This window comes from Pseudomonas sp. SJZ074, from assembly GCF_007828215.1.
In the GTDB taxonomy this organism is placed as follows: domain Bacteria; phylum Pseudomonadota; class Gammaproteobacteria; order Pseudomonadales; family Pseudomonadaceae; genus Aquipseudomonas.
This window is the reverse complement of the sequence record NZ_VIUE01000010.1, coordinates 13,534-35,175: the sequence shown is the minus strand read 5'-3', so window position 1 is coordinate 35,175 and position 21,642 is coordinate 13,534. Positions and strand designations below refer to the sequence as shown.

Here is a 21,642-nt window from a genome sequence, read left to right as displayed (position 1 = left end):
CTCGAAAAAGTGCGCCACTTTATCATAGAGACTCGCCATGGAGGCCCCGCCCCGCCGATAACTGCGCCTGGAAGCGACCTGGGTCAATGTCCGGCTCATGGCCCCGCAGGCGGCGGATCGCGCCAGTATCGCCGGCGGCGGGCCTGGGAGTCCGGCACCTCGAAGGCCCCTAGTTGCAGACGAATGGCGCCTTGTTCGGCACTGTCGTAGATGGCCATGCCCAACCGTCGATACCGGGCCATCACCTGGGGATGGGGATGGCCGAACGTGTTGCCTTGACCTCGGGAAATCAAAATCGAATGCGGCTCGAGGCGCGACAGCAATGCCATGGACGATGAACTGCGACTGCCATGATGGGGCGCGGCCAGCCACTGGGTCGGCACTGCCAGCGGGCCATTGAGCAAGGCACGTTCGGCATGGACGTCGATATCGCCGGTCAACAGCAACCGCTCGCCGTTGGCTTCGACCAGCAGCACACAGGATTTCTGGTTGCTTTCAAGAGCCGATGACCATTGCCACACTTCGAAGCGGACGCCGTCCCACTCCCACTGTTCGCCGCTGTCGCAAGCCTCGGCTTCAAGGACGACAGGCAGCGCGGCCGGATCGCCGCTGATCACCCGCAGCGTTGCCAGCCCGTTGCGCACGGCCTGGGCGCCACCGGCGTGATCGGCATCGGCATGGCTGAGCAGCATCAGGTCCAGCTTCCGTACACCCAACTTGCGCAAGGTCGGCAGCACGACACGCTCGCCCACATCGGCATCGCCAAAACGAGGCCCTGCGTCATAGAGCAGGCTGTGACGACGGGTGCGCACCAGCACTGCCAGTCCCTGGCCCACATCCAGTTGCCAGACCTCCGCTCGCCCTGGCGGCACTTCTTCCTGTGGCGCAAACACCATCAGCAGCAACATCGGCCAACCCAGCACACGCAGCGGTACGCCCTTTGGCAGTAACAGCACGACAGCGCCAAGCGCGGCGATGCACCACGCCCACAGAGGGATCGGGACGGGGACCCAGGCCGGTATTCGCCCGGCCACCAGCGCAAGGCCCTTGAACAGCAGATCGAGCAAGCCCCCGGCAATCCATAGCAGCGCTTCGCCGATGAGCGGTACCGGCAGCAACACCGTGCCGAGCAATGCCGACGGCAATACCAGCAGGCTGATCCAGGGCACCGCCAACAGGTTCACCAGCGGCCCGCTGAGACTCACCGGCAGGCCCAATATCAGCAACAACGGGCATAGCCCGACCGCCACCAGCCACTGGGCGCGGGTCCAGGTTTGCCACCAGCGCCAGGGCCCCAGACGCCCGCCGAACGTGAACATCAGTACCGCGACCGCGGCAAATGACAACCAGAACCCCGGTCGCAGGCTGGCCAAGGGATCGAACAACAGCACCCCATCGAAGGCCAGCAACCACGCCCGCCAGGAGTCGGGATGCTTGAAGCGCAAGCGCCACAACAGCACCAGGCCGATCATCGCACAGGCCCGCCGCACCGGCACTTCGAACCCGGCGAGCAAACCGTAGCCCAGGGCCGCGATGAAGGCCAAGGCACAGGCCCAAGGTAACCACGGCAGACGTCTCGGCCACAGGCCATAACGCGCCGCACCGGCCACCAGCAGGTACATAAGGCCTGCAAGCAGGCCGATGTGCTGACCGGAAATCACCAGCAAATGGACAGTGCCGGTGTCCTGCAATACCTGCCAGTCTTCACGGCTCAACCCGCCACCATCGCCCAGGACCAATGCCATCAGCGCCCCGGAGCGGCCTTGGGCATCGACCTGTGCCAGCGCTTGGCGCACCCCGTCGCGCCAAGCGCCCCGGGCCGATTGCAAGCGCCGGCCATCCTTGACCGTACCGGTAGCGCCAGTGCCCCGGCTCAACAACCAGGCTTGATGGTCGAAACCGTGTGGGTTCAACAGCCCGGCAGGCCGCTTGAGCTTCACCGCCAGCCGCCACCGCTCGCCACTGCTCACCGGTGGCCCGCCGAACCAGGCCAGGCGCATTGACGTCGGCAGGCGGGTGCGTCGCGATCGGGCCTCGACCAGATCGAAGCGCACCACGCCTTCACTGTATTGCGGCAAACCGATGACCCGTCCTTCAACCCAGCGGGTTTCACCATCCAGTGCGGCCGGTAGGCGTTCGTCCAATGCTGTTTGCGCCGACAGGCAGGCCCAGGCCAACCCCAACAGGAAAAAACCCAGCGGATACGCTCGAAACGGCAGCACCATCAGCGCCAGGATCGGCATCGCCGCGACCAGCCACAACGGCGGCAACGCCGGAAAGAAAACCGGGGCCACCAGCCCCAGTGCAAGCGCGACCAACCCTGTGCGCATAACCCGTCCTTGAGAGTCCTTTCTCCAGGCTTAGCCGGTCTGCGGCACCGTGCGCGTTATCAATTGTCACAAACTCTGAATCTGCCGGTCTTAGAATCCGGACATACTTGCCGCTTCATTGCTTTGAACCGACCGAGAAGCCTTATGCCCCGGCGCCTATTCAAACGTTACATGCCTGACCCAGCTAGCATTCGGGAACACAAATCCTTACGCTTTCTCGGCACCCTGCTGCATGACCCCAACCTCTGGCACCTCAATCGTCACTCCGTGGCCAGGGCCATGGCGGTCGGCCTGTTCGCGGCTTTTCTCCCCATTCCCTTGCAGATGCTCCTGGCGGCAGCATTGGCCGTTGCAGTGCGGGGCAACATTCCGATTGCGGTAAGCCTGGTCTGGCTGACCAACCCCATCACCATGCCCGCGGTATTCTTCTGCACCTACCAGACCGGCGCCTGGCTGATGGACGTGCCTGCCCGGACGCTGCCGGACGAACTGACCTGGGCGTGGATCACCGAACAACTGTCCACCTTGTGGCAGCCGTTCCTGCTGGGGTCGGTGGTGACCGGCTTGGTGCTTGGCGCCCTGGCCTACTTCGTCACCATGAGTTATTGGCGCTGGTGGGTGGCCCGGCAATGGCACCGGCGCAAGAAAAGCCGGATGTGAGATACGAAAAGGCTCCATTTCAGGGGCCCGTTTTTTGGGTGCTTGTCCTGGCCCCTTCGCGGGCAAGCCCGCTCCCACAGGAACAGGAGTCGTGTACAAATTCTCTGTGGGAGCGGGCTTGCTCGCGAAGAAGGCGACGCGCTCTCGCTTATGTACGCATGCCACGCCCACTGACCAGCAACCGGGCGCAACCGATATACAGCACCACGGTCGCCACCAGCATGAAAGTGATCGCAACGCTGATGCGGATATCCGATACCCCGAGGATGCCGAAGCGGAAGGCGTTGACCATGTGCAACACCGGGTTGGCCAGGGACACGGTCTGCCAGAACGGTGGCAACAGGGAAATGGAATAGAACACCCCGCCCAGGTAAGTCAGCGGCGTGAGCACGAACGTGGGGATGATGGAAATGTCATCGAAGTTGCGCGCAAACACGGCGTTGATGAATCCCAGCAATGAAAAGATCGTCGCCGTGAGCACCACCACCAGTACCGTCACGCCCAGGTGATGCACCTGCAGATGGGTAAAGAACAGCGACAGCAAGGTCACGATCAGGCCCACCGCCAGGCCGCGCAACACGCCGCCCAGGGTGTAGCCGATCAGGATCGTATGGGGCGAAACCGGCGACACCATCAACTCTTCGATCGAGCGCTGGAACTTGCTGCCGAAGAAGCTCGACACCACGTTGCCGTAGGAGTTGGTGATCACCGACATCATGATCAGCCCCGGCACGATGTAGTCCATGTACGTGAAACCGCCCATGTCGCCGATCTGCCGACCGATCAGGTTGCCGAAGATCACGAAGTACAAAACCATGGTGATGGCCGGCGGCAGCAGGGTCTGCGGCCAGATCCGCGTGAAGCGCCGGACTTCACGGTAAACGATGGTATTGAGGGCGATGAGGTTGGGTCGTAGTTCGGAACTCATACCGCCACCTTTGCCAGGTTTTTTTCCACCAGGGACACGAACAGCTCCTCAAGGCGATTGGTTTTGTTGCGCAGGCTCTGCACTTCGATGTTCTGCAGGGCCAGTTGAGTGAACAACCCGGTGATGCCGACGCTTTTATCCACCTGGACTTCCAGGGTGCGATGATCCACCAGTCGGGCCGGATAGCCGATCAATTGGGGGGCGGCCTTCAGGTCGCCCTTCAGATCCAGCAGGAACGTCTCCACGTGCAGTTGGCTGAGCAATTGCCGCATGCTGGTGTTCTCGACGATGGTGCCGTGGTCGATGATGCCGATGTTGCGGCACAGCTGTTCGGCCTCTTCCAGGTAATGGGTGGTGAGGATGATGGTGATGCCTTTCTGGTTCAGCTCGGTCAGGAAGGTCCACATCGATCGACGCAACTCGATGTCCACGCCTGCGGTCGGTTCGTCGAGGATCAGCAGGCGCGGCTCATGCACCAGCGCACGGGCAATCATCAGTCGGCGCTTCATGCCGCCGGACAATGAACGGGACGGCACGTCACGCTTGTCCCACAACCCCAACTGGGTCAGGTACTGCTCGGCTCGCTCGTTGGCGATCTTCGGCGGGATGCCGTAGTAACCCGCCTGGGTCACGACGATGTCGAAAGTCTTTTCGAACTGGTTGAAATTGAACTCCTGGGGCACCACGCCGATGCAGCGCTTGAGCGCCGCGGGCTCGCGGTCCAGGTCATGGCCGAAGACATTCACCGTGCCACTGGTCTTGTTCACCAGGGTGGAAAGAATGCCGATGGTGGTGGATTTGCCGGCACCGTTGGGACCGAGCAAGGCGAAAAAATCACCTTCGGCGACGTCCAGATCGATACCACTCAGGGCCTGGAAACCGTTGCCGTAGGTTTTGGTTAGCTGCCGGATGGACAGAGCGGAACTCATATCGGATCTACGCACCAAGAAGAGAGGAAAGGAATACATGAGGGCGCGCGGCGAGCAATACAACCATGGCGCACGAAGGCCATGGTGCTTGGCGCCGCTGCACAAGTACAGTCACGCGTGTCGATAGTAAGTATTAAGTCAACGCGGTCATGACGGCCTTGCGGTAAGCCGGACGCTGCTGCAACCGCCGGTACCAGGCTTCGAGATGAGGCTGCGCCACCCGCTCGATGGGCATTTCGAGCCAGGCATAGATGAAACTGCCCAACGGAATGTCGCCCATGCCGATTTCCTCACCCGAGAGATAGGGCCGCTCACTCAAGGCCTCGTCTGCCATTGCCAGCAAGCCCTCGCATTCCTTGATCGCCGCCCGGATGGCGGGCCAGTCCTGTTGCTCGGCTGGCGTGCGCAGCACGCCCCAGAACACGGTGCGGAACGGCCCGGCAAAGGACGACGTGGTCCAGTCCATCCATTTGTCAGCCGTGGCCCGCGCCTGGAGATCGGTCGGGTACCAGGCTGAACCGGGTGCATGACGAGCCAGCAGATAACGCACGATAGCGTTGGATTCCCACAGCACGAAACCGTCGTCTTCGATCATTGGGACACGGCCGTTGGGGTTCTTCGCCCGATACTCCGGCGTGTCCACCACCCCGAATGCGCCGCCCGCATCGATGGCCTCGAAGGCCAGCCCCAGCTCTTCGGCGCACCACAGTGCCTTGCGGACATTCGATGAATTCTTCCGGCCCCAGATCTTCAGCATCACGGTTCCCCTCAGTGGATAAATGCCGCAGCAGCATACGCCGGATCAGTCGCGACTCAAATTGTCACCACGATCCAGAGCCTAACTTTTCCCTGTGGCGAGGGGATTTATCCCCTTGCCACAGTTTTTGCGTTTCGCCCTGGTCATCTCACGTCTCAAACCTATCTGCGGCTAATGCCATTTCAGCCAAACAATGGCGCTTTCTCACTTTTGCAACGAACCATTTCCCACGCTTGTTGCCAACCAGACTGGCGCAATGCATCCGGGGTTTCCCACGAAATCAATCACATCGCGCCGACCGCCGCTTTTACAGATGCCGTCTAAGCTCTGTGGGTCGGTTTTGCCCTGGTTCACGGAGGACTACCTATGCTGTTGTTGTGGATACTGGTTCTGGTCGTCGGGATAGCCTGGTTGGCGCATCGGCGCATCGCCCCGCTGCCCGCGCTGGGTATCATCGCGGTGTACCTGCTGGCGATGGGCATATTCAGCCATGCGCCGGGCGCGCTGATGCTGATCCTCTGGGTCGTGCTCGCCGCCATCGCGGCGCCTTTGCTGCTGCCGGACCTGCGCCGCCGATATTTCAGCGCGCCGATGTTCGACTGGTTCCAGAAGACCCTGCCGCCCATGTCGGAGACCGAACGCGATGCCATCGACGCCGGTACGGTGTGGTGGGATGGCGAGCTGTTCAGCGGCCGTCCGGATTGGGACCAATTGCTGGCCTATCCCAAGGTGCAACTGACCGAGGAAGAACAGGCATTCCTCGACGGTCCCACCGAAGCGCTCTGCGCCATGGTCAGCGATTGGCAGATCGGCCAGGCCATGGACCTGCCGCCCGAAGCCTGGGCACACATCAAGGAGCACGGCTTCTTCGCACTGATCATTCCAAAGGAATACGGAGGCAAGGGTTTCTCCGCCTACGCCCACTCCCAGGTAGCGATGAAACTGGCCACCCGCAGCGGCGACCTGGCCTCCACGGTGATGGTCCCCAACTCCCTCGGCCCGGCGGAGCTGCTGTTGCACTACGGTACGGAGGAACAGCGCGACCATTACCTGCCGCGGCTGGCCCGTGGCGACGATATTCCGTGCTTCGCCCTGACCGGTCCCCTGGCCGGCTCCGACGCCGGGGCCATGCCCGACACTGGCATCATCTGCAAAGGTGACTGGCAAGGCCAGGAAACCCTGGGCCTGCGCCTGAACTGGGAGAAGCGCTACATCACCCTGGGCCCCGTGGCCACCCTCCTCGGCCTGGCCTTCAAGGCCTATGATCCCGATCACCTGCTGGGGGACGAAGAAGACCTGGGCATCAGCCTCGCGTTGATTCCCACCGATACTCCCGGCGTTCATATAGGCCGGCGTCACCTGCCCCTCGGCGCGGCGTTCATGAACGGGCCGAACTGGGGCAAGGATGTGTTCATCCCGCTGGACTTCCTCATCGGCGGCCAGCCCATGCTTGGCAAGGGCTGGATGATGCTGATGAACTGCCTGTCGGTGGGCCGTTCGATTTCCCTGCCGGCCGTGGGCACCGGCGCGGCGAAGTTCACCAGCCTGGTGACCGGCCAGTACGCCCAGGTGCGCGAACAGTTCAACGTGCCGTTGTCCGCCTTCGAAGGCATCCAGGAAGCCATGGCGCGTATCGGTGGCAATGCCTGGATGATGGATGCCGCCCGCATGCTGACCGCCAACGCGGTGGACCTGGGGGAAAAGCCCTCGGTGCTGTCGGCAATCCTCAAGTACCACCTGACCGAACGCGGTCGCGAGTGCATAGGCCACGCCATGGATGTGCATGGCGGCAAAGGCATCATCATGGGCCCGAACAACTACCTGGGGCGCAGCTGGCAAGGCGCGCCGATCTTCATCACCGTGGAAGGCGCGAACATCCTGTCGCGCAACCTGATGATCTTCGGCCAGGGGGCGATCCGCTGCCATCCGTTCGTGCTCAAGGAAATGGCCTTGGCGAGCCGTGAAGACAAGGATCAGGCGCTGGTGGAGTTCGACGGCTTGTTGCTCAAGCACATCGGCTTCGCCATCAGCAACGCCGCCAGCACCCTGGTACTGAACCTGGGCCTGGGGCATTTCGACCGGGCTCCCGGCAACACCCTGAGCCAGGGGTATTTCCGCGCGCTCAATCGACAGGCAGCGGCCTTTGCCCTGTTGGCAGACCTGAGCATGATGCTGCTGGGCGGTGAGCTCAAGCGTCGAGAACGCCTGTCGGCGCGCCTGGGCGATGTGTTGAGCAACCTTTACCTGGCCTCGGCGGCGCTCAAGCGCTATCACGACCTGGATTCGCCGGACCACATGACGCCACTGTTCACTTGGGCGATGGAGGAGAGTCTCGGCCAGTCGGAGCGTGCACTGGACGAACTGCTGGCCAATTTCCCGAACCGGCTGCTCGGTGGCCTGCTGCGCTGTGTGGTGTTCCCCTTCGGCCGTCGCCACAAGGGGCCAAGCGACAGGCTGGACGCAGAAGTGGCGGCAGTGATCGGCCGGGCCAAGGGCGACCCGACCCTCGAGGAATTGCTGCAGGGCTGCTATCGCCCGCTCTCGGTCGACGATCCGGTCGGCGCCCTGCAACATGCCGCCAACCTGCTGACGGCCGCCCAGCCGTTGCAGAAGAAGTTGCACGCGGCGCTCAAGCATGGTCAGCTCAAGGCGGTTCCCGGCGAGCACCTTATCGACGCGGCCCTCGAAGCCGGTGTGCTGCAGGCCGGCGAAGCCCAGACCCTGCATGCCGCCGAAGCTGCGCGGCGCAAGGTGATCGACGTTGACGACTTCGACAAAGAGGCTCTGACGCTCGCCGAGGGCAAGGTTCGTTGATTTAAGGCGAGGAGATTTTTCCCCTCGCCACAAAGGACTGGCCCCACGCTGACCCACGGCGATGTAAAAACCGGCGCAGGGGCTTTATACTCCCGCGCCCGTTTTGCTCTTGAGGACTTATCTCGTGTCCAATGTCGTTGCCGATCACCTTGTCTTGCTCGACCACTTGCGCAGCATCCTGGTCGCCGTAGGTGAGGCCGAACAGGTTCCCGAAGAAAGCCATGCGCTGTTCCTGGAGCGCTTCGATGAATTGCGCGCGCAACTGCCCGTCGACCCCATCGAAAGCCAGTATTTGGGCCAGGACCTCCTCTGCCAGGTAATCGTCCGTTATCCACAGATCGCCCACCTGGTGCCGCGTGACCTGCTGTGGTATTTCGGGGGCGATTGCCTGCACTACATGCCCGACGAGGAAATCGACCTGTACCAGGCCCTCGAAGAACGTCGTTTCGAAGCCGAACAGAACGACGAACCTTTCGACTGGAACCAGGAAAAGCAATTGCTGGCGATGTCTGACCAGGACAGCAAGCACTGATTGCGATCAGTCATGCAAAGGCCCGCACGGTTAACCCTGCGGGCTTTTTTCTTGGTCGGAATCTGACGATCCTGGGCAAGCAAAATACTGTGGGAGCGAGCCTGCTCGCGATAGCGGAGCGTCTGTCACGCAAGTGTTGAATGTGCCAATGCCATCGCGAGCAAGCTCGCTTCGTGGTGGCGTAAAAAATCGTCCGAACGCAGCAACGCCTTCGGACGATCCTTTTGGTTTTCTGCTGGACTCATTTGCTGCTGCCGATTTCTCCTCCCGAATCCTGGTCAAAGAACTCCGGAATCGGATAGTTGAAACTATTGAGCCAGCGCTGCATGGCCATTTCACGCTCGGCGGCGGAGACGGTTTGCAGATTGGTGGATGCAACCACGCCGCGAATCTGCAACTGCATCCAGCTCTCGGTGCCTTGTTGCGCGGTCGAAGAGGGCCCCGGCTCGATTGCCCAGGCGAAGGTGGACAGGCATGCGATGCAGACGATCAACAGCTGTTTCGTTTTCATCTCTTGAACTCCTCGTAACGCTCTACTTGGCCGCGCCGGATGAAGCATCGACAACCTCATTCGAACGGTCTGCCTGTGTCGTTCCCGTCTTGGTGGCTGCCCCTCTGATCTTCTCTGCGCGGGCCTGGGCATCGGCCACTTGTGCGGGGCTCAGCCTGGCCATGTTCGCGAGTTCGGCAGCTTGCTTCCAGCTGTCCTGGTAGATCAGCAACGTCACCATGTTGAGGGCGGCCAGGGAGTCCGCTTGCCTGAGTTCCATGGCGGTCATGAACTCGAAACGCGCTTCAGGTATCCGGCGTTGATTGAGGTAGACGACGCCCAGGTCATTGCGGATTTTTCCTTCGGTCGGGGCCATTTTCGCTGCGCGCTCAAGGTGTTCGGTGGCGCTGTCATTATCATTCCTGGCAGCGGCCAACTGGCCGAGGCCATGCTCCCCATCGGCGGCCAGGCAGGTTCCGAGCAGGCTCTTATACAACGGTTCGGCTTCGTTACGGCCCATCAGGCGCAGTACCCGGGCCTTGCGCAGGCGGACCTGGACGAGGTCTTCCGGCAGACCTTCGAGGTTCGCCAGGCTGGCATACAGACGCCCGTCATTGGCCATGTCATCCGCCAGGTTCAGGGCCAGTTCCTGATCGGAACTGGGCCTGGCGCAACTGGACGGCCGGGAAGCGACTACGCCGTTACTGGCACAGCCGGCGAGTATCAACGTCGCCGTTATCGCGATCACTGCTTTCATGGAATGTCCTCCGATACCAGGCTGAACCCCCACCCCCTCGCACATCAGGCGCCGGCTCATTGAGAAAGCCCGCTGCGGTTGTCGAACTCACCGTGTTCGAGGAAGTACATGCGATAGAAATTCGGGTCATAGTTGCGCAGCTGTTCACCCGGCAAGGTCGGCAGTTGCGCGTCGGCGGCCAGCGGTTGGACCAGGTGCGGCGTGACGATCATTAACAGTTCCCGTTCTTCACGGTCGATGGAGTGGTTACGGAAGAAGGCGCCGAGAATCGGGATGTCGCCCAGGCCGGGAAATTTGTTCACCTGGGAGGCGTTGCGCGTGCTGATCAGGCCGCTGATGACGAAACTTTCGCCGTCGGCCAGGGCAATGCTGGTATCGGTACGGCGCACGGTGAGCGCCGGAACCAGCGTGCCGGCAATGTTCACGGCATTGGTGAAGTCCAGCTCGCTGACTTCCGGAGCGACCTTCAATGCGATTCGGCTTTTGCCGATGACCGTCGGTGTCAGGGTCAGGCGGATACCGAACTCCTTGTACTCGATAGACACGTTGTCGCTGCCGGCACTGGGCACCGGAATCGGTACCTCGCCGCCGGCCAGGAAGCTCGCGCTCTGCCCACTGAGGGCAACCAGGCTCGGCCGCGCCAGGGTATAGGCAAAGCCGCTGCCTTCCAGCGCGTTAATCATCAGCAAGGTTTGCCCGGTGGCGAAGGACAGGTTGAACATGTCGTTATTGACTGGCAACGAAGGCCGGACCACGCCCCCGATGGTGGGCAGGGTCCTCGGCGAGCCGAACTGGAAGTTGCCGCGGCTGCCGAAGATCGAAGTCGAGGCCTCCTTGAGTTTGGTCCGGCTGACTTCAACGAAACGGATGTCGGTCTGTACCTGGGCGAGCAGCATCGGATCTTCGGACGGCACGCTCGCAGCAGTGGTCAGCGCCTCGGTGGCCCGGCCCTTGACGAAGATCATGCTCTGGCGGGGCATCTTCGAACACGCCGTCCAGACCATCAGGCTGGTAGCGCCCGGTGCTATGCCGGTGAGAATGAAGGCGTCGCTGCCACTGGGCTGCACGTCGGCGATTTTCGGGTCGCCCACTGCCAGTTTTGTCACTGGGGCCAGGATGCGCAATTCGTTCTGGAGCCCCTGGCCAACCTCGAAGGTCGCCGGCAGACTGTCCAGTTGCGAACAATTGCTGGCTGCGGCGTGTGCCGCATCCAGGCCGAGGCCCATCAGGAACAGGCCATGGATAAAGTGTTTTAACGCGGGCGCGGTACGATAGCTCATAGAATGCTCCTCGACAGAACAGGCCGTCCTTGGACGTGACCAGTTGCCTCGGATCATTTATGGGGTCCGGGCTACCCCTGTCTTATCACCCGGAATCAACCCGGGTTATCGAACGGTGACTGATACAAACAGTTCGCGTGGGAGGCGATTTACTGGCCACCTTGCTCACTTCTGATTGACGGTAGTTCACCTATGGCAAAGCGCCACGCCGAAAATAAAAAAAACGTCTGAAAAGTGGCGGAGGTGAAAGCCATGTCAAAATCAGCGTCAATAAACTGTCTTTTACACGATTGAAGTCTTTGTAGGAGCGGGTTTGCTTGCGCAAGCGATCCGTCACGCGACTCTGCATTGGCCGATGGTCAGCTTTCGCGAGCAAGCCCGCACACAGAGGACTTGTGTACACCCAATGCAGTCAGGCCGGCTATAAAGGTCTCCCTCACACAGCTACATATTCCCAAACGCCCTGAACACCCCAATCATGGCCGGCCCAATCGCAACCAGGAAAAAACTCGGCCACAAACAGAAGATCAGCGGAAAAATCAGTTTGGTACCGATCTTCGCCCCCATTTCCTCGGCCGCCTGGGTACGCCTATCGCGGAATTCGTCGGCATAGATACGCAAGGTATCGGCCACGCTGGTGCCGAAGCGGATGCTCTGCGCCAACAGGCTGACCAGCCCCTGGATGTCCTCCAGGCCGGTGCGCATGGCCAGTTGCCGGAGCGCCTCGGTACTGGTGATGCCTGCACGGATCTGCGCATTCACCAGTGCCAATTCCTCGGCCAGTTCAACCTGGCTCACTGCCATTTCCTCGGCCACCCGTTCGATAGTCGTGGGCAGGGCCAGGCCCGACTCGACGCACACCACCATCAGGTCCAGCGCATCCGGGAATGCGGCGCGCAACCGGGTCTGGCGCGCCTGCTTGCGCTTGCCGACATACAGCGCCGGCAGCAGCCAGCCGATGCCCACCATCATGGTCACCCCCAGCAGACCGATGATCACGGACACCTTGATCAGCGGCAGCAGCAAGAGCGCCAGGCCGAGCATCAACAGCGGCAGCATCAGGCGCACGGCCCAGTACATCTGCACCGCCGACGCCGAGCGGTAACCGGCGTGGGTCAGCAGGGTCTGGGTAGCGGACGTCTGGGCCGGGTCTGCCGAAGCGAAGCGCTGGCCGATCCGTTCGAGCAGCAGCTGCAGGTTCCCGGGCGCTTCATGCCCCGCCGCGCTGCCCGAATAGCCGCGCTTGATCAGCGCCAGGCGCCGTTGGACCGGGTCCTGCAACCCCAACATCAGCAACAGCAACGCCACTACGGTCAGCACCGTACTGAGACCAATCGCCGTGACGAACAACAGACGAGCCAACTCTTCGTTCCCGGTAAACCGACTGAGTAACCCGAGCAGAAAATCCATGACTGATACCCCGCGGCAAGACAGCGTTCAAACCTGGATCCGGATGATCTTCCGTATCCAGAAAATCCCGATCAACATGGCGCAGAAGGCACCGATGATCAGTTTGTGGCCTATGGGATCGTTGATCAGCACAGGCATGTAACTGGGGCTCGTGAGCACGATGGCAATCGCCAGCACGAAAGGAATCGCCACCAGCACCCAGGCCGACATGCGCCCTTCCGCCGAGAGGGTCCTGATTTTGCGCTGGAACCGAAAGCGCCCGCGGATCAACCGACTCAAACGCTCCAGCACCTCGGTCAGGTTGCCGCCGGTTTCGCGGTGGATGAGGATCGAGGTCACCAGCATCATCACCGTCATGCTGGGCATGCGCTCCAGCAGGCCGAGCATGGCCCGACGCACATCGTTGCCATAGTTGATGTCGGCGAAGGTCAGGCCGAACTCCTGGGCCACCGGTCCCTTGTGCTCATCGGCTACCAACCGCAGGGTTTCGTTGAACGGGTGACCGGCGCGCAGGGCCCGGCACATGGCGTCCAGCGCATCCGGCAGACCTTCCTCGAACGCCGCGAAACGCTTGCTGCGGTCACGCAGGATTTTCAGCACCGGCAGCCAGAACAGCGCAAAGCCCGCCAGCAGTGCCAGCCACCAGAGCGGCGAAACCATCAGCACCAAGGCAGCGGCCGCCACGCCCAGGACCAGACCGAGCACCATCACCCGATAGGCGCGGTACTCATGGCCAGCCTGCTCAATCAGTTGCGTCAGGTTGGCCATGAACGGCAACTGCTCGAGCCGGGCCTCCAGGGGTGACAGGCGCGTCAGGTATTTCTGCCGCAGTACGGTTTGCATATTGGGCAGATGGTTGGCCCTCTCCAGTACATGCAGGCGCCCACGGATGCGCTTGCGCATCTTGCCGGCCTCGCCGAACACCGGCACCACCACGCCCTGGGACAGGAGGAACACCGCGATGAACACCATGCCCAGGAAAATCAGGATGAATTCGGCAGGAATATTGTTCATGACGTCCGGGCCTCCATCCACTCAGGGCGGAACAGGGTCAGCGGCAACTCGATGCCGCGCTTGGCCAGTACATCGCGAAAGGCCGGGATCATGCCGCTGGGTCGATACTCACCCAACACCTCGCCATGCTCGCCGATACCCTGGCGTGCAAAGCAGAAGATTTCGGTCATGGTGATGACCTCCCCTTCCATACCGTTGATCTCCTGGATGCTTACCACCCGTCGCTTGCCATCTTCTTGACGCTCCAGTTGGATCACTACATCGATGGCCGAGGCAATTTGTTGACGCATGGCCTTGATCGGAAACGTCGCGCCAGTCATCGACACCATGTTCTCGATTCGCCCCAATGCATCCCGTGCGGTGTTGGCATGGATGGTGGTCAAGGAACCATCGTGACCGGTGTTCATGGCTGTGAGCATGTCCAGCGCCTCGGCACCGCGCACCTCGCCAATGACAATCCGGTCCGGACGCATCCGCAGGCTGTTGCGCACCAGTTCCCGCTGGCTCACCTCGCCGCGCCCTTCAATGTTCGAAGGCCGGGTTTCCAGGCGCACCACGTGGGGTTGCTGCAGTTGCAGTTCGGCCGAATCCTCGATGGTGACGATGCGTTCGTTGTGCGGGATGAAACTGGACAGCACATTGAGCATGGTGGTCTTGCCGCTGCCGGTGCCGCCGGAAATCAGCACGTTCAGGCGCCCGCGCACGATGGCCTTGAGCAACAGGGCAATGGCCGGGGTCATGGTGCCCACCTGGATCAGGCTGTCGGTGTTGAGCAGGTCCACCGCGAAGCGCCGGATCGACATGCTCGGACCGTCAATGGCCAGCGGCGGGATGATCGCGTTGACCCGCGAACCATCCTTGAGCCGGGCGTCCACCAACGGTGAGGACTCATCGATGCGCCGCCCCAGGCTGGAGACGATGCGGTCGATGATGTTCAACAGGTGCTGGTCATCACGAAAGCGCACATCGGTGCGTTGCAGCTTGCCGAAGCGCTCGACATAGACCGAGGCGAACCCGTTGACCAGGATGTCGGACACGCTGTGGTCGGCCAGCAACGGCTCCAGCGGACCGAGGCCCAGCACCTCGTCGGTGATCTGCTTGATGATCAACTGACGACTGGCGGTGCTCACCGGTGCCGAATGCTCGTCGAGCAGGCGCTGGCAGATATCGCGAATCTGCCGCGAGGCCTCGACCTGTTCGAGGGCGTCGAGCAAGGACAGGTCCATGACCTTGAGCAACTGCTGGTAGATCCTTTCCCGCCACTCGGCCTCCACCGGCGTGACCTGGCTACGGGTTTCGTAGAGCACGTCCGGGACGGCCTGTTCCCAGGCCATCAGTGCCTCTGTCGAGTCCGGCTGGCCGTCGCCGTGCAGGGGGGCCACTGAGGCGCCGGGTTTACCGGACTGTTTGCGCAAGCGGTTGCGAAAATCGCTGATCATGGGTCATCCCCCGAAAAAACGGTTGAAGGCGCGTTTGAACAGGCCTTTGTCTGTGCTCATCTGGTGACCGACCAGGTCTTCGGTCAAATCGCGCAGGGCGACGGTGATGGCCGCCCTCGGCGCGTGCAGCCCCAACGGCACGCCAGTGTTCTGACTCTGGCTGACCAGGTTGAAGTCATTGGGTAATCTGGACAGGTTCGCGCAGCGCAAGGCCTCGCCGATGTCCTTGAGGCTGATTGCGGCCGCCTTGTCATAGCGGTTGACCACGATCTGCAACTGCTCGCCGCGCACACCCAGATCCTCGCGCAGGATCCGCACCAGGGCACTGGCATCGCGCAGGTGGCTGACGCTCTGTTGCACCACCACGTACACCCGGTCCACCTGCTCCAGCACGGAGCCGGTGAGATGATCGATCTGTCGTGGCAAGTCCACCACCACCCAGTCGTAGCTGGCGCGGGCCAGTTGCAGGAGCGTGTCGAGCTGTTCCGGTTGGGCGTCCTGGGGCAGGCACAATTCGCCAGCTCGACCGCCCAGCACGTGCAGGGTCGGGCTGAAGTGGCTACAAAAACCGCGCAGGGCGATGCTGTCCAGGTCGTCGATCTGCTGCAGCACTTCCAGATGGCTGTGGGACTGCGCCACGTCGAGGTAATGGGTCACGCTGCCGAACTGCAGATCCATGTCCAGCAACAGGGTATTCCCCGCCCGGGCACTCAGTTGTTGGGCCAGGTTGCAGGCCACCAGGGTCCCGCCGGAGCCGCCCTTGGCGCCGATCACGGCGACCAGCTTGCCCTCGGCGCCGCTGCCCAGGCGAACCTCGGCCACCAGGCGATTCAACGCTGCGACCAATTCGGGCTCGGCAATGGGCTCGGGCAGCACGTCACGGGCACCGGCCTGCATGGCCAGGCGCATGGCTTCCTGATCGCCCAACAGGCCGCACACCAGCATCGGTGGACGCTCATGGGCCGGACGCTGCAGCAACGCCGCCAGCTCTTCGCGCCATAAGTGGCTGACCCGCAACAGCAGCAGGTCGGGCATGCGCTCCAGGCCGTAAAGAGGATCGACATGCCCATTACTCACCAGCCGCGTACTGACTTCCAGGCAGGGCATGCGCTGGCAGACGCATTGCAAATCGCGCAGGGACGCCGCGTCGCGGCTGCTGATCAGCAGTCGCAACCCGGCTTTGCCGGTGGCGGTGGGGACTGGGGTTTCTCTGGTGTTCAGCATGGTGTGATCTCCCCGGAATCGGAATGACGCCCAAGGCTTTCGCGTGGCAAGGTTGCCCTGAAGGCGGGCAAGGTAATGGGTACGCCCAAGCCGGGAATGAACAGGTTGAACACATAGCCCTGCACACTCAGCTGAACATAACGGACGGCCCGGAAGCCGTTGACACTGACCGTGTCGGAGGGGTTCGCCACCACGGCGCCGTTGACGTCCAGGTAAGTCAGCGCCAGGTTCGTGGTGGCCAGGCTGCTGATCAGTTGGCTGGTGCCGGCGTCGGTCGCGGCGTTGAAGATGGCCCGGCGCAACACCACCGGATCGCTGATGTTGCACACCGCCGCCAGGCGCGCACCGCGCCGCGCGGCTTCATCCAGGGCGTTGGCGGTGAAGTACAACCGGCCCATCTCCACCACGCCGAACAGCAGGATGAACACCAACAGGCCGACGAAGGAAAACTCAACGATGTAGGTGCCGCGCATGGACTTCTGGTTCATCGGTTTCATCACAGCGCCCTCATCACAGTGGTTGCGACCAGCGGGATGCCCAACGGCATGGCGGCGCCGAAAAAGCCCGGCAGCGACCCGGTGCAATTACCCGCGCCGATCACCGGGCAGAACGTGTAGGTGATGGTGACGCGGACATGGGTGGTGCCCACCGCAGCGACTGCCACGTTGGCCGTGGTCAACCCGGACACTACGGCGCTGCCGACCTGGGCGGGCACGCCATACACCGCGACGTTTTTCGTCTGGGTCAACAAGGTGTTACTCAGGGCGATGCCGCCCAATGTAGAGTTCCAGGCCTGGCCGGCGACGAATCGATCGGCGTCACGGCTGGCCTGCAACAGCACGTTGTACTGGTAGAGCATGCGACCGAACTCACCGAAGGCCAGCAACAGCATCAGCACCAGGGGCAGCACCAGGGTGAACTCCACCAGCGCCACGCCTTGCTGGGCCTGCGGGTGTTTGAATTGAACAAGTCCCATGACGCCTCCTACGAGTCAGTGCTCGGATTGCCACTGCCGTTGAGGTAGGTTTTATAGAGCTGGATGATCTGCGGGCCGGCATCGCTGGACGGCGTGGGGCCCGGTACGCCATCGCCCTCACATTCCTGGACGAACTGGCCGAAGACCAGGGAATCCGTACCGCCACCATTCACCGGTTGCACGACGAAATAGCAGCCGAATCCCAACACGGGAATCGAGGTTGAACCGCCCTGCTTGCCGGTGCAGTTGCCGATCACGATTTTGAGCATCCGCCGTTCGAACACGCCATTGCTTTCACAACCGCTGCCGCTTCCGCCGACACAGGCGGCGACCTGGGTCCGCCAGTCGTTGTAATCCTTGATCGCCTCGCCGTCCGCCGAGAGATCGCCGTTGCTCGAGGTGACGACTTTTCCTTTGTACTTCGCCTTAGCGAGTGCATCGTCGTAAGTCATCGCCGGGGTACTCGACGAGGTCACCAGGTCCGGTGGGTAATCGGAGGAGCTGACCGGACCGTTGTAGATCCCGAAGCGGGTGTTCAAGCCCTGGGAAGTCGGGCCGGCCTTGTTGCCGGGTGCGGTCTGGACGTTATCACCAACATTGCGGCAGACTGACCCGCCGCCGGCCAGGTCTTCCCGAACCGCACTGCCGCCGGAGCCGAAATCGAGCAGTTGAAAGTTGCCAGGCCCGATGGGCGATGTATTGCCCGCCGCCGTCTTCAAGACCTGCAGGTCACCAAAGTGGTACCCCCAGAAATTGCCGGCCGCCGGGTTGTATTGGGCGGGGTCACCGCACACCATCAAGGGTGCCAGATCGCAAGGCGAGGTCGGGCTGGGACCGGCAGTGGCAATCGCCGCCACCCGTTTATTACCCAGACCGGCGCTGCCCATGGTCTGGACGAAACTCCAGAAAAACCCGTTCAGTTGATAACTCGATACCGACACCCGCACGTACTTGGCATCGGCAGGGCCGGGGTAAGAGAACGGGCCATAGACGCTGCTGGCCAGCTCGACCACGGCAAACGCCCCCGGATTGCCGGCGACGGCGGTGGCCAGTTCGGTGTTGCCCAAGGCCTGGGCGTTCTTGTTCAGCGTGTCCAGGGCTGCCACGCGGGTCGTGCTGGCCATGTTGAGGCCACCGGTGACCTGGCTCAGGGTCTTGGCCCCGCTCAAGGCTGCGGCATCCACCGCGTTCTGCAAACGCGTCTTGTTGAGCAGCATGTGGCCGCCATCCAGGGCCAACGCTGCCATCATGGAGATCGCCACCAAGGCAATCACCATCAATACACTCACTGCCCCTCCCTGGCGCCGTCCGATATCGGAATTCATCATCACGCCCTCGTCGACTGCATTGAGGATCGCCATCGCCTGGGAACCAGGCTGGTTCACGCCGCTCAGCGAAGGTTGATCACCTTGCTTTCAATGCCACGGATCACCGTCACCTCTGCGCTGTCCTGCGCCTTGACGACGCGTTGCACGATGGGCCGTGGTACCGGAGCGGCGGCTACCGCCATGACCGGTGGCGCTGGCGGTGCGACAGCCACGGCTTTCTTCTCCAGGTTCAGGGGGTTGCGCAAGGCCAGTTGCAGCTTGCCTTCGGTTTGCGCGGTGACCAGCGCCTCCGCTTCGACCGCCGTCATCTCCAGCGTCACGGCCCGCACCACCACCGGTTGGGTCTTGTCGGTGCCCGCGGTCTGGTCTACCGCCAGTACCCGCAGGTTTTCCAGGATCGTCCGGGACGTGGCGCTGTTACTGCCGGCACTGGTGGTCTTGGTCGCGAGCACATCGACCCGGTTACCCGGCAACAGGAACCCGCCGACGCCGACGACATCGTCGACCCGTACCGAGACGGCACGCTTGTCGGGCGCGATCAGCGAGGCCAGGGTGCTGCCCCCCAGGTGTTCGCTCAGACGCGCACCGCGCACGATATCGCCGCGCAGGATGTCGAACGTGGCGATCTTGCCCACGGCCTTTTCACTGGCGTCGAAGGCATCGTCCGGAATCGTATCCATCGGCATGCGTACGGTCGTGACCTGCTGGGCCTCGACCATTTGCCCGAAGGGGATTTCCACAGTGGCGACCACCACACTGCGCAGATGATCATCGGGGGTCGCATTGAGTCGCGCACTCAACCAGGAGTCGGCCATCCATGCAGCGCCAAGGCCCATTACCAGGGAAACGCCAATCAGCGGAAGCGTACGAGAGCTCATGTCGGTATCTCCGAATCAAAGAAAGTCGAGCTGAACGAAGTAGTTGTGCCAGGCCCATTCCAGCTCTTGCGGCATCAGGGGTCCGGAACCGCCCAGGTAGCGCTGGCGGTCGAGCGCCATGTTCAACAGGTCGCGGGGATGGCAAGGCACCAGGGGCATGCCCTCGCCGGCATACAACCGCTGCAATACATAACGCACCAACAGCGGGTCGTAAGGGACACCCAGGCGCTCGCATTCCTGGCGCCAGATGCGTTCGTATTCGTCGGGCTTGAGGTAACCGAACTGGACCTTGTAGCCAATGCGCCGCAGGAACGCCTCGTCGGCCAGCTCCAACGGATTGAGGTTGGTGGAGAACACCAGGACGAGGTCGAACGGCAGTTCGCAATGCCGGCCACCGCCCAGGTTGATGAAGTCGCGCTTCTCTTCCATGGGCACGATCCAGCGATTGAGCAACTCGGCCGGGGCCATGCGCTGGCGGCCCATGTCGTCAATGATGAACAGGCCATTGCTGGCCTTGAGTTGCAAGGCGGCCTGGTATTGACGGGTGAACGGATCGTAGCGGACGTCCAGCTGCTCCATGCTCAGCTCGCCACCGGTGATGACGATGGGGCGTTTGCAGCACAGCAGCCGGCGGTCGATGCCTTCGTTGAGCATCAGGTTGTTCGGTTGGCTGTTGTCATCCAGGCGCTGATGCACCTGTGGGTCGTAGATCTCGATCACCGACTCGTTGATGACAATGGCGTGGGGCACCCAGATGGCCTCGGCAAACAGGCGGATCAACCGGCTGCTGACGTAGGTCTTGCCGGTGCCCGCCGGGCCATAAATCATGATCGCCCGCCCGGAGTTCAGGGCCACGCCCAACTGGTCGAGCATGCCTTGGCTCAGCACCACGCCCGACAGGGCCCGCTGCATGTCGTTGGCGGTGATGCGGCCATGGTGGATGGTCTGGATCTTGATCAGGGAACGATAGGTGCTCACCGGGAACGGCGCCGCACCGATATAACCACTGCGGGCCAGGGCGTCCCGGGCAGAACTGCGGCCGCGTTCGGTCAGGCCATAACGCAGGGCCTGCACACTGGCCTGACCGATCTGGCCGAGCACCTCGACACGGCCATCCTTGCGCAAGAACGCCAGGACTTCCTCCAGCACCGCGCCGGTCAGCGCCAGCCGTTCGACCAGCCGCGGCATGTCCAGCACACCGGCGTCATGCAGGTGCTTGCACACCAGTTCGCCAAGGAAACTGTCGGTCAGGCCGGTGTCGCGAATCGTGCAAGGCTGGGGCGCCAGGCGTTGTACCGCCTCCCGCTCACTGGGATAGGCATCACTATCGTTGATGACGTGCATGACTAGACTCCCCAGCCGCCGGCAACCAGTTGCCAATAGACGCTGTTCAATGTGCCGATCAGGATCGCAATCGAATAAGGAAAGGGTTTGCCGGCCACTTCGTCCGAAGTAGGCGCCAGGTAGGACTGGGCCCGAACGATCAGCCAGTAACGCCCGAGGGTTTGCAGCAGTTGTCCGCGGGCCAGGACAATCAGAAATCCGCACACGCCGCCGGCGATCAGGCTGAACAGTGCGGCCCACAATGCGTAGTGGAACGGCAGGAAGCTGCCGACCATGGTCATCAGCTTGACGTCACCGGCCGCCATCCCACCCACCGCGTACATCGGCAGGAACAGCCCGAAGCAAATCAGCATGCCCAGCAGGCTGTCGCCCAAGCCACTGATCCCGCCCGTGTAGACCTGACCGGCCAGCCCCAGGGCGAGCCCCAGAAGGACCAGTGAGTTGGGGATACGGTGGCGGAGCAGATCGCTTACCACCGCCACACCCAACAGTCCCAGCAGTACTAATGTCGATACCAGCAATTCCATGGACATGGCGCGTCTCCCGGTTGCA

General features: G+C 62.2%; 20 protein-coding genes. 3 read left to right on the top strand and 17 right to left on the bottom strand.

Annotation, left to right across the window (positions count from 1 at the left end; all coding sequences use genetic code 11):
* Window positions 1–95: 95 nt before the first annotated feature.
* Window positions 96–2,330: a DNA internalization-related competence protein ComEC/Rec2 gene (locus tag FBX99_RS13120; protein WP_144929536.1), complete on the bottom strand. Its 2,235-nt coding sequence runs from the start codon at window positions 2,328–2,330 to the stop codon at window positions 96–98.
* Between the two features lie 144 nt (window positions 2,331–2,474).
* Between FBX99_RS13120 and FBX99_RS13115 the strand changes: the two genes are divergently transcribed.
* Window positions 2,475–2,990, top strand: a complete 516-nt coding sequence (locus FBX99_RS13115) for a DUF2062 domain-containing protein (RefSeq protein ID WP_144929537.1) — start codon at window positions 2,475–2,477, stop codon at window positions 2,988–2,990.
* Between the two features lie 148 nt (window positions 2,991–3,138).
* On the opposite strand, the gene FBX99_RS13110 is transcribed toward FBX99_RS13115, so the two are convergent.
* The 3 genes from FBX99_RS13110 to FBX99_RS13100 all read right to left on the bottom strand — a co-directional run bounded on the left by FBX99_RS13110 (window position 3,139) and on the right by FBX99_RS13100 (window position 5,604).
* Window positions 3,139–3,918: an ABC transporter permease gene (locus FBX99_RS13110; RefSeq protein ID WP_047699055.1), complete on the bottom strand. Its 780-nt coding sequence runs from the start codon at window positions 3,916–3,918 to the stop codon at window positions 3,139–3,141.
* Window positions 3,915–4,847, bottom strand: coding sequence for an ABC transporter ATP-binding protein (locus tag FBX99_RS13105; RefSeq protein ID WP_144929538.1), 933 nt, complete (start codon window positions 4,845–4,847; stop codon window positions 3,915–3,917). Before FBX99_RS13105 ends, FBX99_RS13110 begins: the two co-directional genes overlap by 4 nt.
* A gap of 133 nt (window positions 4,848–4,980) precedes the next feature.
* Window positions 4,981–5,604 carry a glutathione S-transferase family protein gene (locus FBX99_RS13100; protein ID WP_144929539.1) on the bottom strand — a complete coding sequence of 208 codons (624 nt, stop codon included), beginning with the start codon at window positions 5,602–5,604 and terminating at the stop codon, window positions 4,981–4,983.
* A 366-nt stretch (window positions 5,605–5,970) separates the two neighbouring features.
* Between FBX99_RS13100 and FBX99_RS13095 the strand changes: the two genes are divergently transcribed.
* On the top strand, window positions 5,971–8,418 hold the full coding sequence (locus tag FBX99_RS13095; protein ID WP_144929540.1) for an acyl-CoA dehydrogenase: 2,448 nt from the start codon (window positions 5,971–5,973) through the stop codon (window positions 8,416–8,418).
* Window positions 8,419–8,542: 124 nt separating this feature from the next.
* Window positions 8,543–8,950: a PA2817 family protein gene (locus tag FBX99_RS13090; protein ID WP_024776930.1), complete on the top strand. Its 408-nt coding sequence runs from the start codon at window positions 8,543–8,545 to the stop codon at window positions 8,948–8,950.
* A 241-nt stretch (window positions 8,951–9,191) separates the two neighbouring features.
* Here the strand turns inward: FBX99_RS13090 and FBX99_RS13085 are convergent, their stop codons facing one another.
* From FBX99_RS13085 to FBX99_RS13025, 13 genes are all read right to left on the bottom strand, one after another.
* Window positions 9,192–9,461, bottom strand: coding sequence for a DUF3613 domain-containing protein (locus tag FBX99_RS13085; protein WP_144929541.1), 270 nt, complete (start codon window positions 9,459–9,461; stop codon window positions 9,192–9,194).
* Between the two features lie 22 nt (window positions 9,462–9,483).
* Window positions 9,484–10,197, bottom strand: coding sequence for a lipopolysaccharide assembly protein LapB (locus FBX99_RS13080; RefSeq protein WP_145131754.1), 714 nt, complete (start codon window positions 10,195–10,197; stop codon window positions 9,484–9,486).
* Between the two features lie 56 nt (window positions 10,198–10,253).
* Window positions 10,254–11,477: a type II and III secretion system protein family protein gene (locus FBX99_RS13075; RefSeq protein WP_047699044.1), complete on the bottom strand. Its 1,224-nt coding sequence runs from the start codon at window positions 11,475–11,477 to the stop codon at window positions 10,254–10,256.
* Window positions 11,478–11,921: 444 nt separating this feature from the next.
* On the bottom strand, window positions 11,922–12,887 hold the full coding sequence (locus FBX99_RS13070; RefSeq protein ID WP_144929543.1) for a type II secretion system F family protein: 966 nt from the start codon (window positions 12,885–12,887) through the stop codon (window positions 11,922–11,924).
* Between the two features lie 27 nt (window positions 12,888–12,914).
* The gene (locus FBX99_RS13065) at window positions 12,915–13,901 is read right to left on the bottom strand and encodes a type II secretion system F family protein (protein ID WP_145131752.1); all 987 of its coding nucleotides are present in this window, start codon (window positions 13,899–13,901) and stop codon (window positions 12,915–12,917) included.
* Window positions 13,898–15,340 (bottom strand): CpaF family protein, encoded by a 1,443-nt coding sequence (locus FBX99_RS13060; RefSeq protein WP_144929545.1) that lies wholly within the window; start codon window positions 15,338–15,340, stop codon window positions 13,898–13,900. The genes FBX99_RS13065 and FBX99_RS13060 overlap by 4 nt, the downstream gene beginning before the upstream one ends.
* A 3-nt stretch (window positions 15,341–15,343) precedes the next feature.
* Window positions 15,344–16,564 (bottom strand): AAA family ATPase, encoded by a 1,221-nt coding sequence (locus FBX99_RS13055; RefSeq protein ID WP_144929546.1) that lies wholly within the window; start codon window positions 16,562–16,564, stop codon window positions 15,344–15,346.
* The gene (locus tag FBX99_RS13050) at window positions 16,558–17,052 is read right to left on the bottom strand and encodes a TadE family protein (RefSeq protein WP_144929565.1); all 495 of its coding nucleotides are present in this window, start codon (window positions 17,050–17,052) and stop codon (window positions 16,558–16,560) included. Before FBX99_RS13050 ends, FBX99_RS13055 begins: the two co-directional genes overlap by 7 nt.
* A gap of 8 nt (window positions 17,053–17,060) precedes the next feature.
* Window positions 17,061–17,540 (bottom strand): TadE/TadG family type IV pilus assembly protein, encoded by a 480-nt coding sequence (locus FBX99_RS13045; RefSeq protein WP_144929547.1) that lies wholly within the window; start codon window positions 17,538–17,540, stop codon window positions 17,061–17,063.
* Window positions 17,541–17,548: 8 nt separating this feature from the next.
* Window positions 17,549–18,868 (bottom strand): Tad domain-containing protein, encoded by a 1,320-nt coding sequence (locus FBX99_RS13040; protein ID WP_144929566.1) that lies wholly within the window; start codon window positions 18,866–18,868, stop codon window positions 17,549–17,551.
* Window positions 18,869–18,930: 62 nt separating this feature from the next.
* Entirely contained in the window at window positions 18,931–19,746 is an 816-nt protein-coding gene (gene cpaB, locus FBX99_RS13035) for a Flp pilus assembly protein CpaB (protein WP_144929548.1), read from the bottom strand.
* Between the two features lie 15 nt (window positions 19,747–19,761).
* Window positions 19,762–21,090, bottom strand: a complete 1,329-nt coding sequence (locus FBX99_RS13030; protein ID WP_145131749.1) for an AAA family ATPase — start codon at window positions 21,088–21,090, stop codon at window positions 19,762–19,764.
* 2 nt (window positions 21,091–21,092) lie between these two features.
* A complete protein-coding gene (locus FBX99_RS13025) occupies window positions 21,093–21,623 on the bottom strand; it encodes a prepilin peptidase (RefSeq protein ID WP_144929550.1) in 531 nt (176 codons plus the stop codon).
* Window positions 21,624–21,642 lie beyond the last annotated feature (19 nt).

What these genes read in the sequence shown, in the direction of transcription:
- FBX99_RS13105 (WP_144929538.1), bottom strand. Translation starts at nt 4,847, where the DNA reads ATGAGTTCCGCTCTGTCCATCCGGCAGCTAACCAAAACCTACGGCAAC.
- FBX99_RS13115 (WP_144929537.1), top strand. Translation starts at nt 2,475, where the DNA reads ATGCCCCGGCGCCTATTCAAACGTTACATGCCTGACCCAGCTAGCATT.
- FBX99_RS13025 (WP_144929550.1), bottom strand. Translation starts at nt 21,623, where the DNA reads ATGTCCATGGAATTGCTGGTATCGACATTAGTACTGCTGGGACTGTTG.
- FBX99_RS13060 (WP_144929545.1), bottom strand. Translation starts at nt 15,340, where the DNA reads ATGATCAGCGATTTTCGCAACCGCTTGCGCAAACAGTCCGGTAAACCC.
- cpaB (WP_144929548.1), bottom strand. Translation starts at nt 19,746, where the DNA reads ATGAGCTCTCGTACGCTTCCGCTGATTGGCGTTTCCCTGGTAATGGGC.
- FBX99_RS13120 (WP_144929536.1), bottom strand. Translation starts at nt 2,330, where the DNA reads ATGCGCACAGGGTTGGTCGCGCTTGCACTGGGGCTGGTGGCCCCGGTT.
- FBX99_RS13085 (WP_144929541.1), bottom strand. Translation starts at nt 9,461, where the DNA reads ATGAAAACGAAACAGCTGTTGATCGTCTGCATCGCATGCCTGTCCACC.
- FBX99_RS13075 (WP_047699044.1), bottom strand. Translation starts at nt 11,477, where the DNA reads ATGAGCTATCGTACCGCGCCCGCGTTAAAACACTTTATCCATGGCCTG.
- FBX99_RS13070 (WP_144929543.1), bottom strand. Translation starts at nt 12,887, where the DNA reads ATGGATTTTCTGCTCGGGTTACTCAGTCGGTTTACCGGGAACGAAGAG.
- FBX99_RS13045 (WP_144929547.1), bottom strand. Translation starts at nt 17,540, where the DNA reads ATGGGACTTGTTCAATTCAAACACCCGCAGGCCCAGCAAGGCGTGGCG.
- FBX99_RS13050 (WP_144929565.1), bottom strand. Translation starts at nt 17,052, where the DNA reads ATGAACCAGAAGTCCATGCGCGGCACCTACATCGTTGAGTTTTCCTTC.
- FBX99_RS13040 (WP_144929566.1), bottom strand. Translation starts at nt 18,868, where the DNA reads ATGATGAATTCCGATATCGGACGGCGCCAGGGAGGGGCAGTGAGTGTA.
- FBX99_RS13110 (WP_047699055.1), bottom strand. Translation starts at nt 3,918, where the DNA reads ATGAGTTCCGAACTACGACCCAACCTCATCGCCCTCAATACCATCGTT.
- FBX99_RS13100 (WP_144929539.1), bottom strand. Translation starts at nt 5,604, where the DNA reads ATGCTGAAGATCTGGGGCCGGAAGAATTCATCGAATGTCCGCAAGGCA.
- FBX99_RS13095 (WP_144929540.1), top strand. Translation starts at nt 5,971, where the DNA reads ATGCTGTTGTTGTGGATACTGGTTCTGGTCGTCGGGATAGCCTGGTTG.
- FBX99_RS13065 (WP_145131752.1), bottom strand. Translation starts at nt 13,901, where the DNA reads ATGAACAATATTCCTGCCGAATTCATCCTGATTTTCCTGGGCATGGTG.
- FBX99_RS13055 (WP_144929546.1), bottom strand. Translation starts at nt 16,564, where the DNA reads ATGCTGAACACCAGAGAAACCCCAGTCCCCACCGCCACCGGCAAAGCC.
- FBX99_RS13080 (WP_145131754.1), bottom strand. Translation starts at nt 10,197, where the DNA reads ATGAAAGCAGTGATCGCGATAACGGCGACGTTGATACTCGCCGGCTGT.
- FBX99_RS13030 (WP_145131749.1), bottom strand. Translation starts at nt 21,090, where the DNA reads ATGCACGTCATCAACGATAGTGATGCCTATCCCAGTGAGCGGGAGGCG.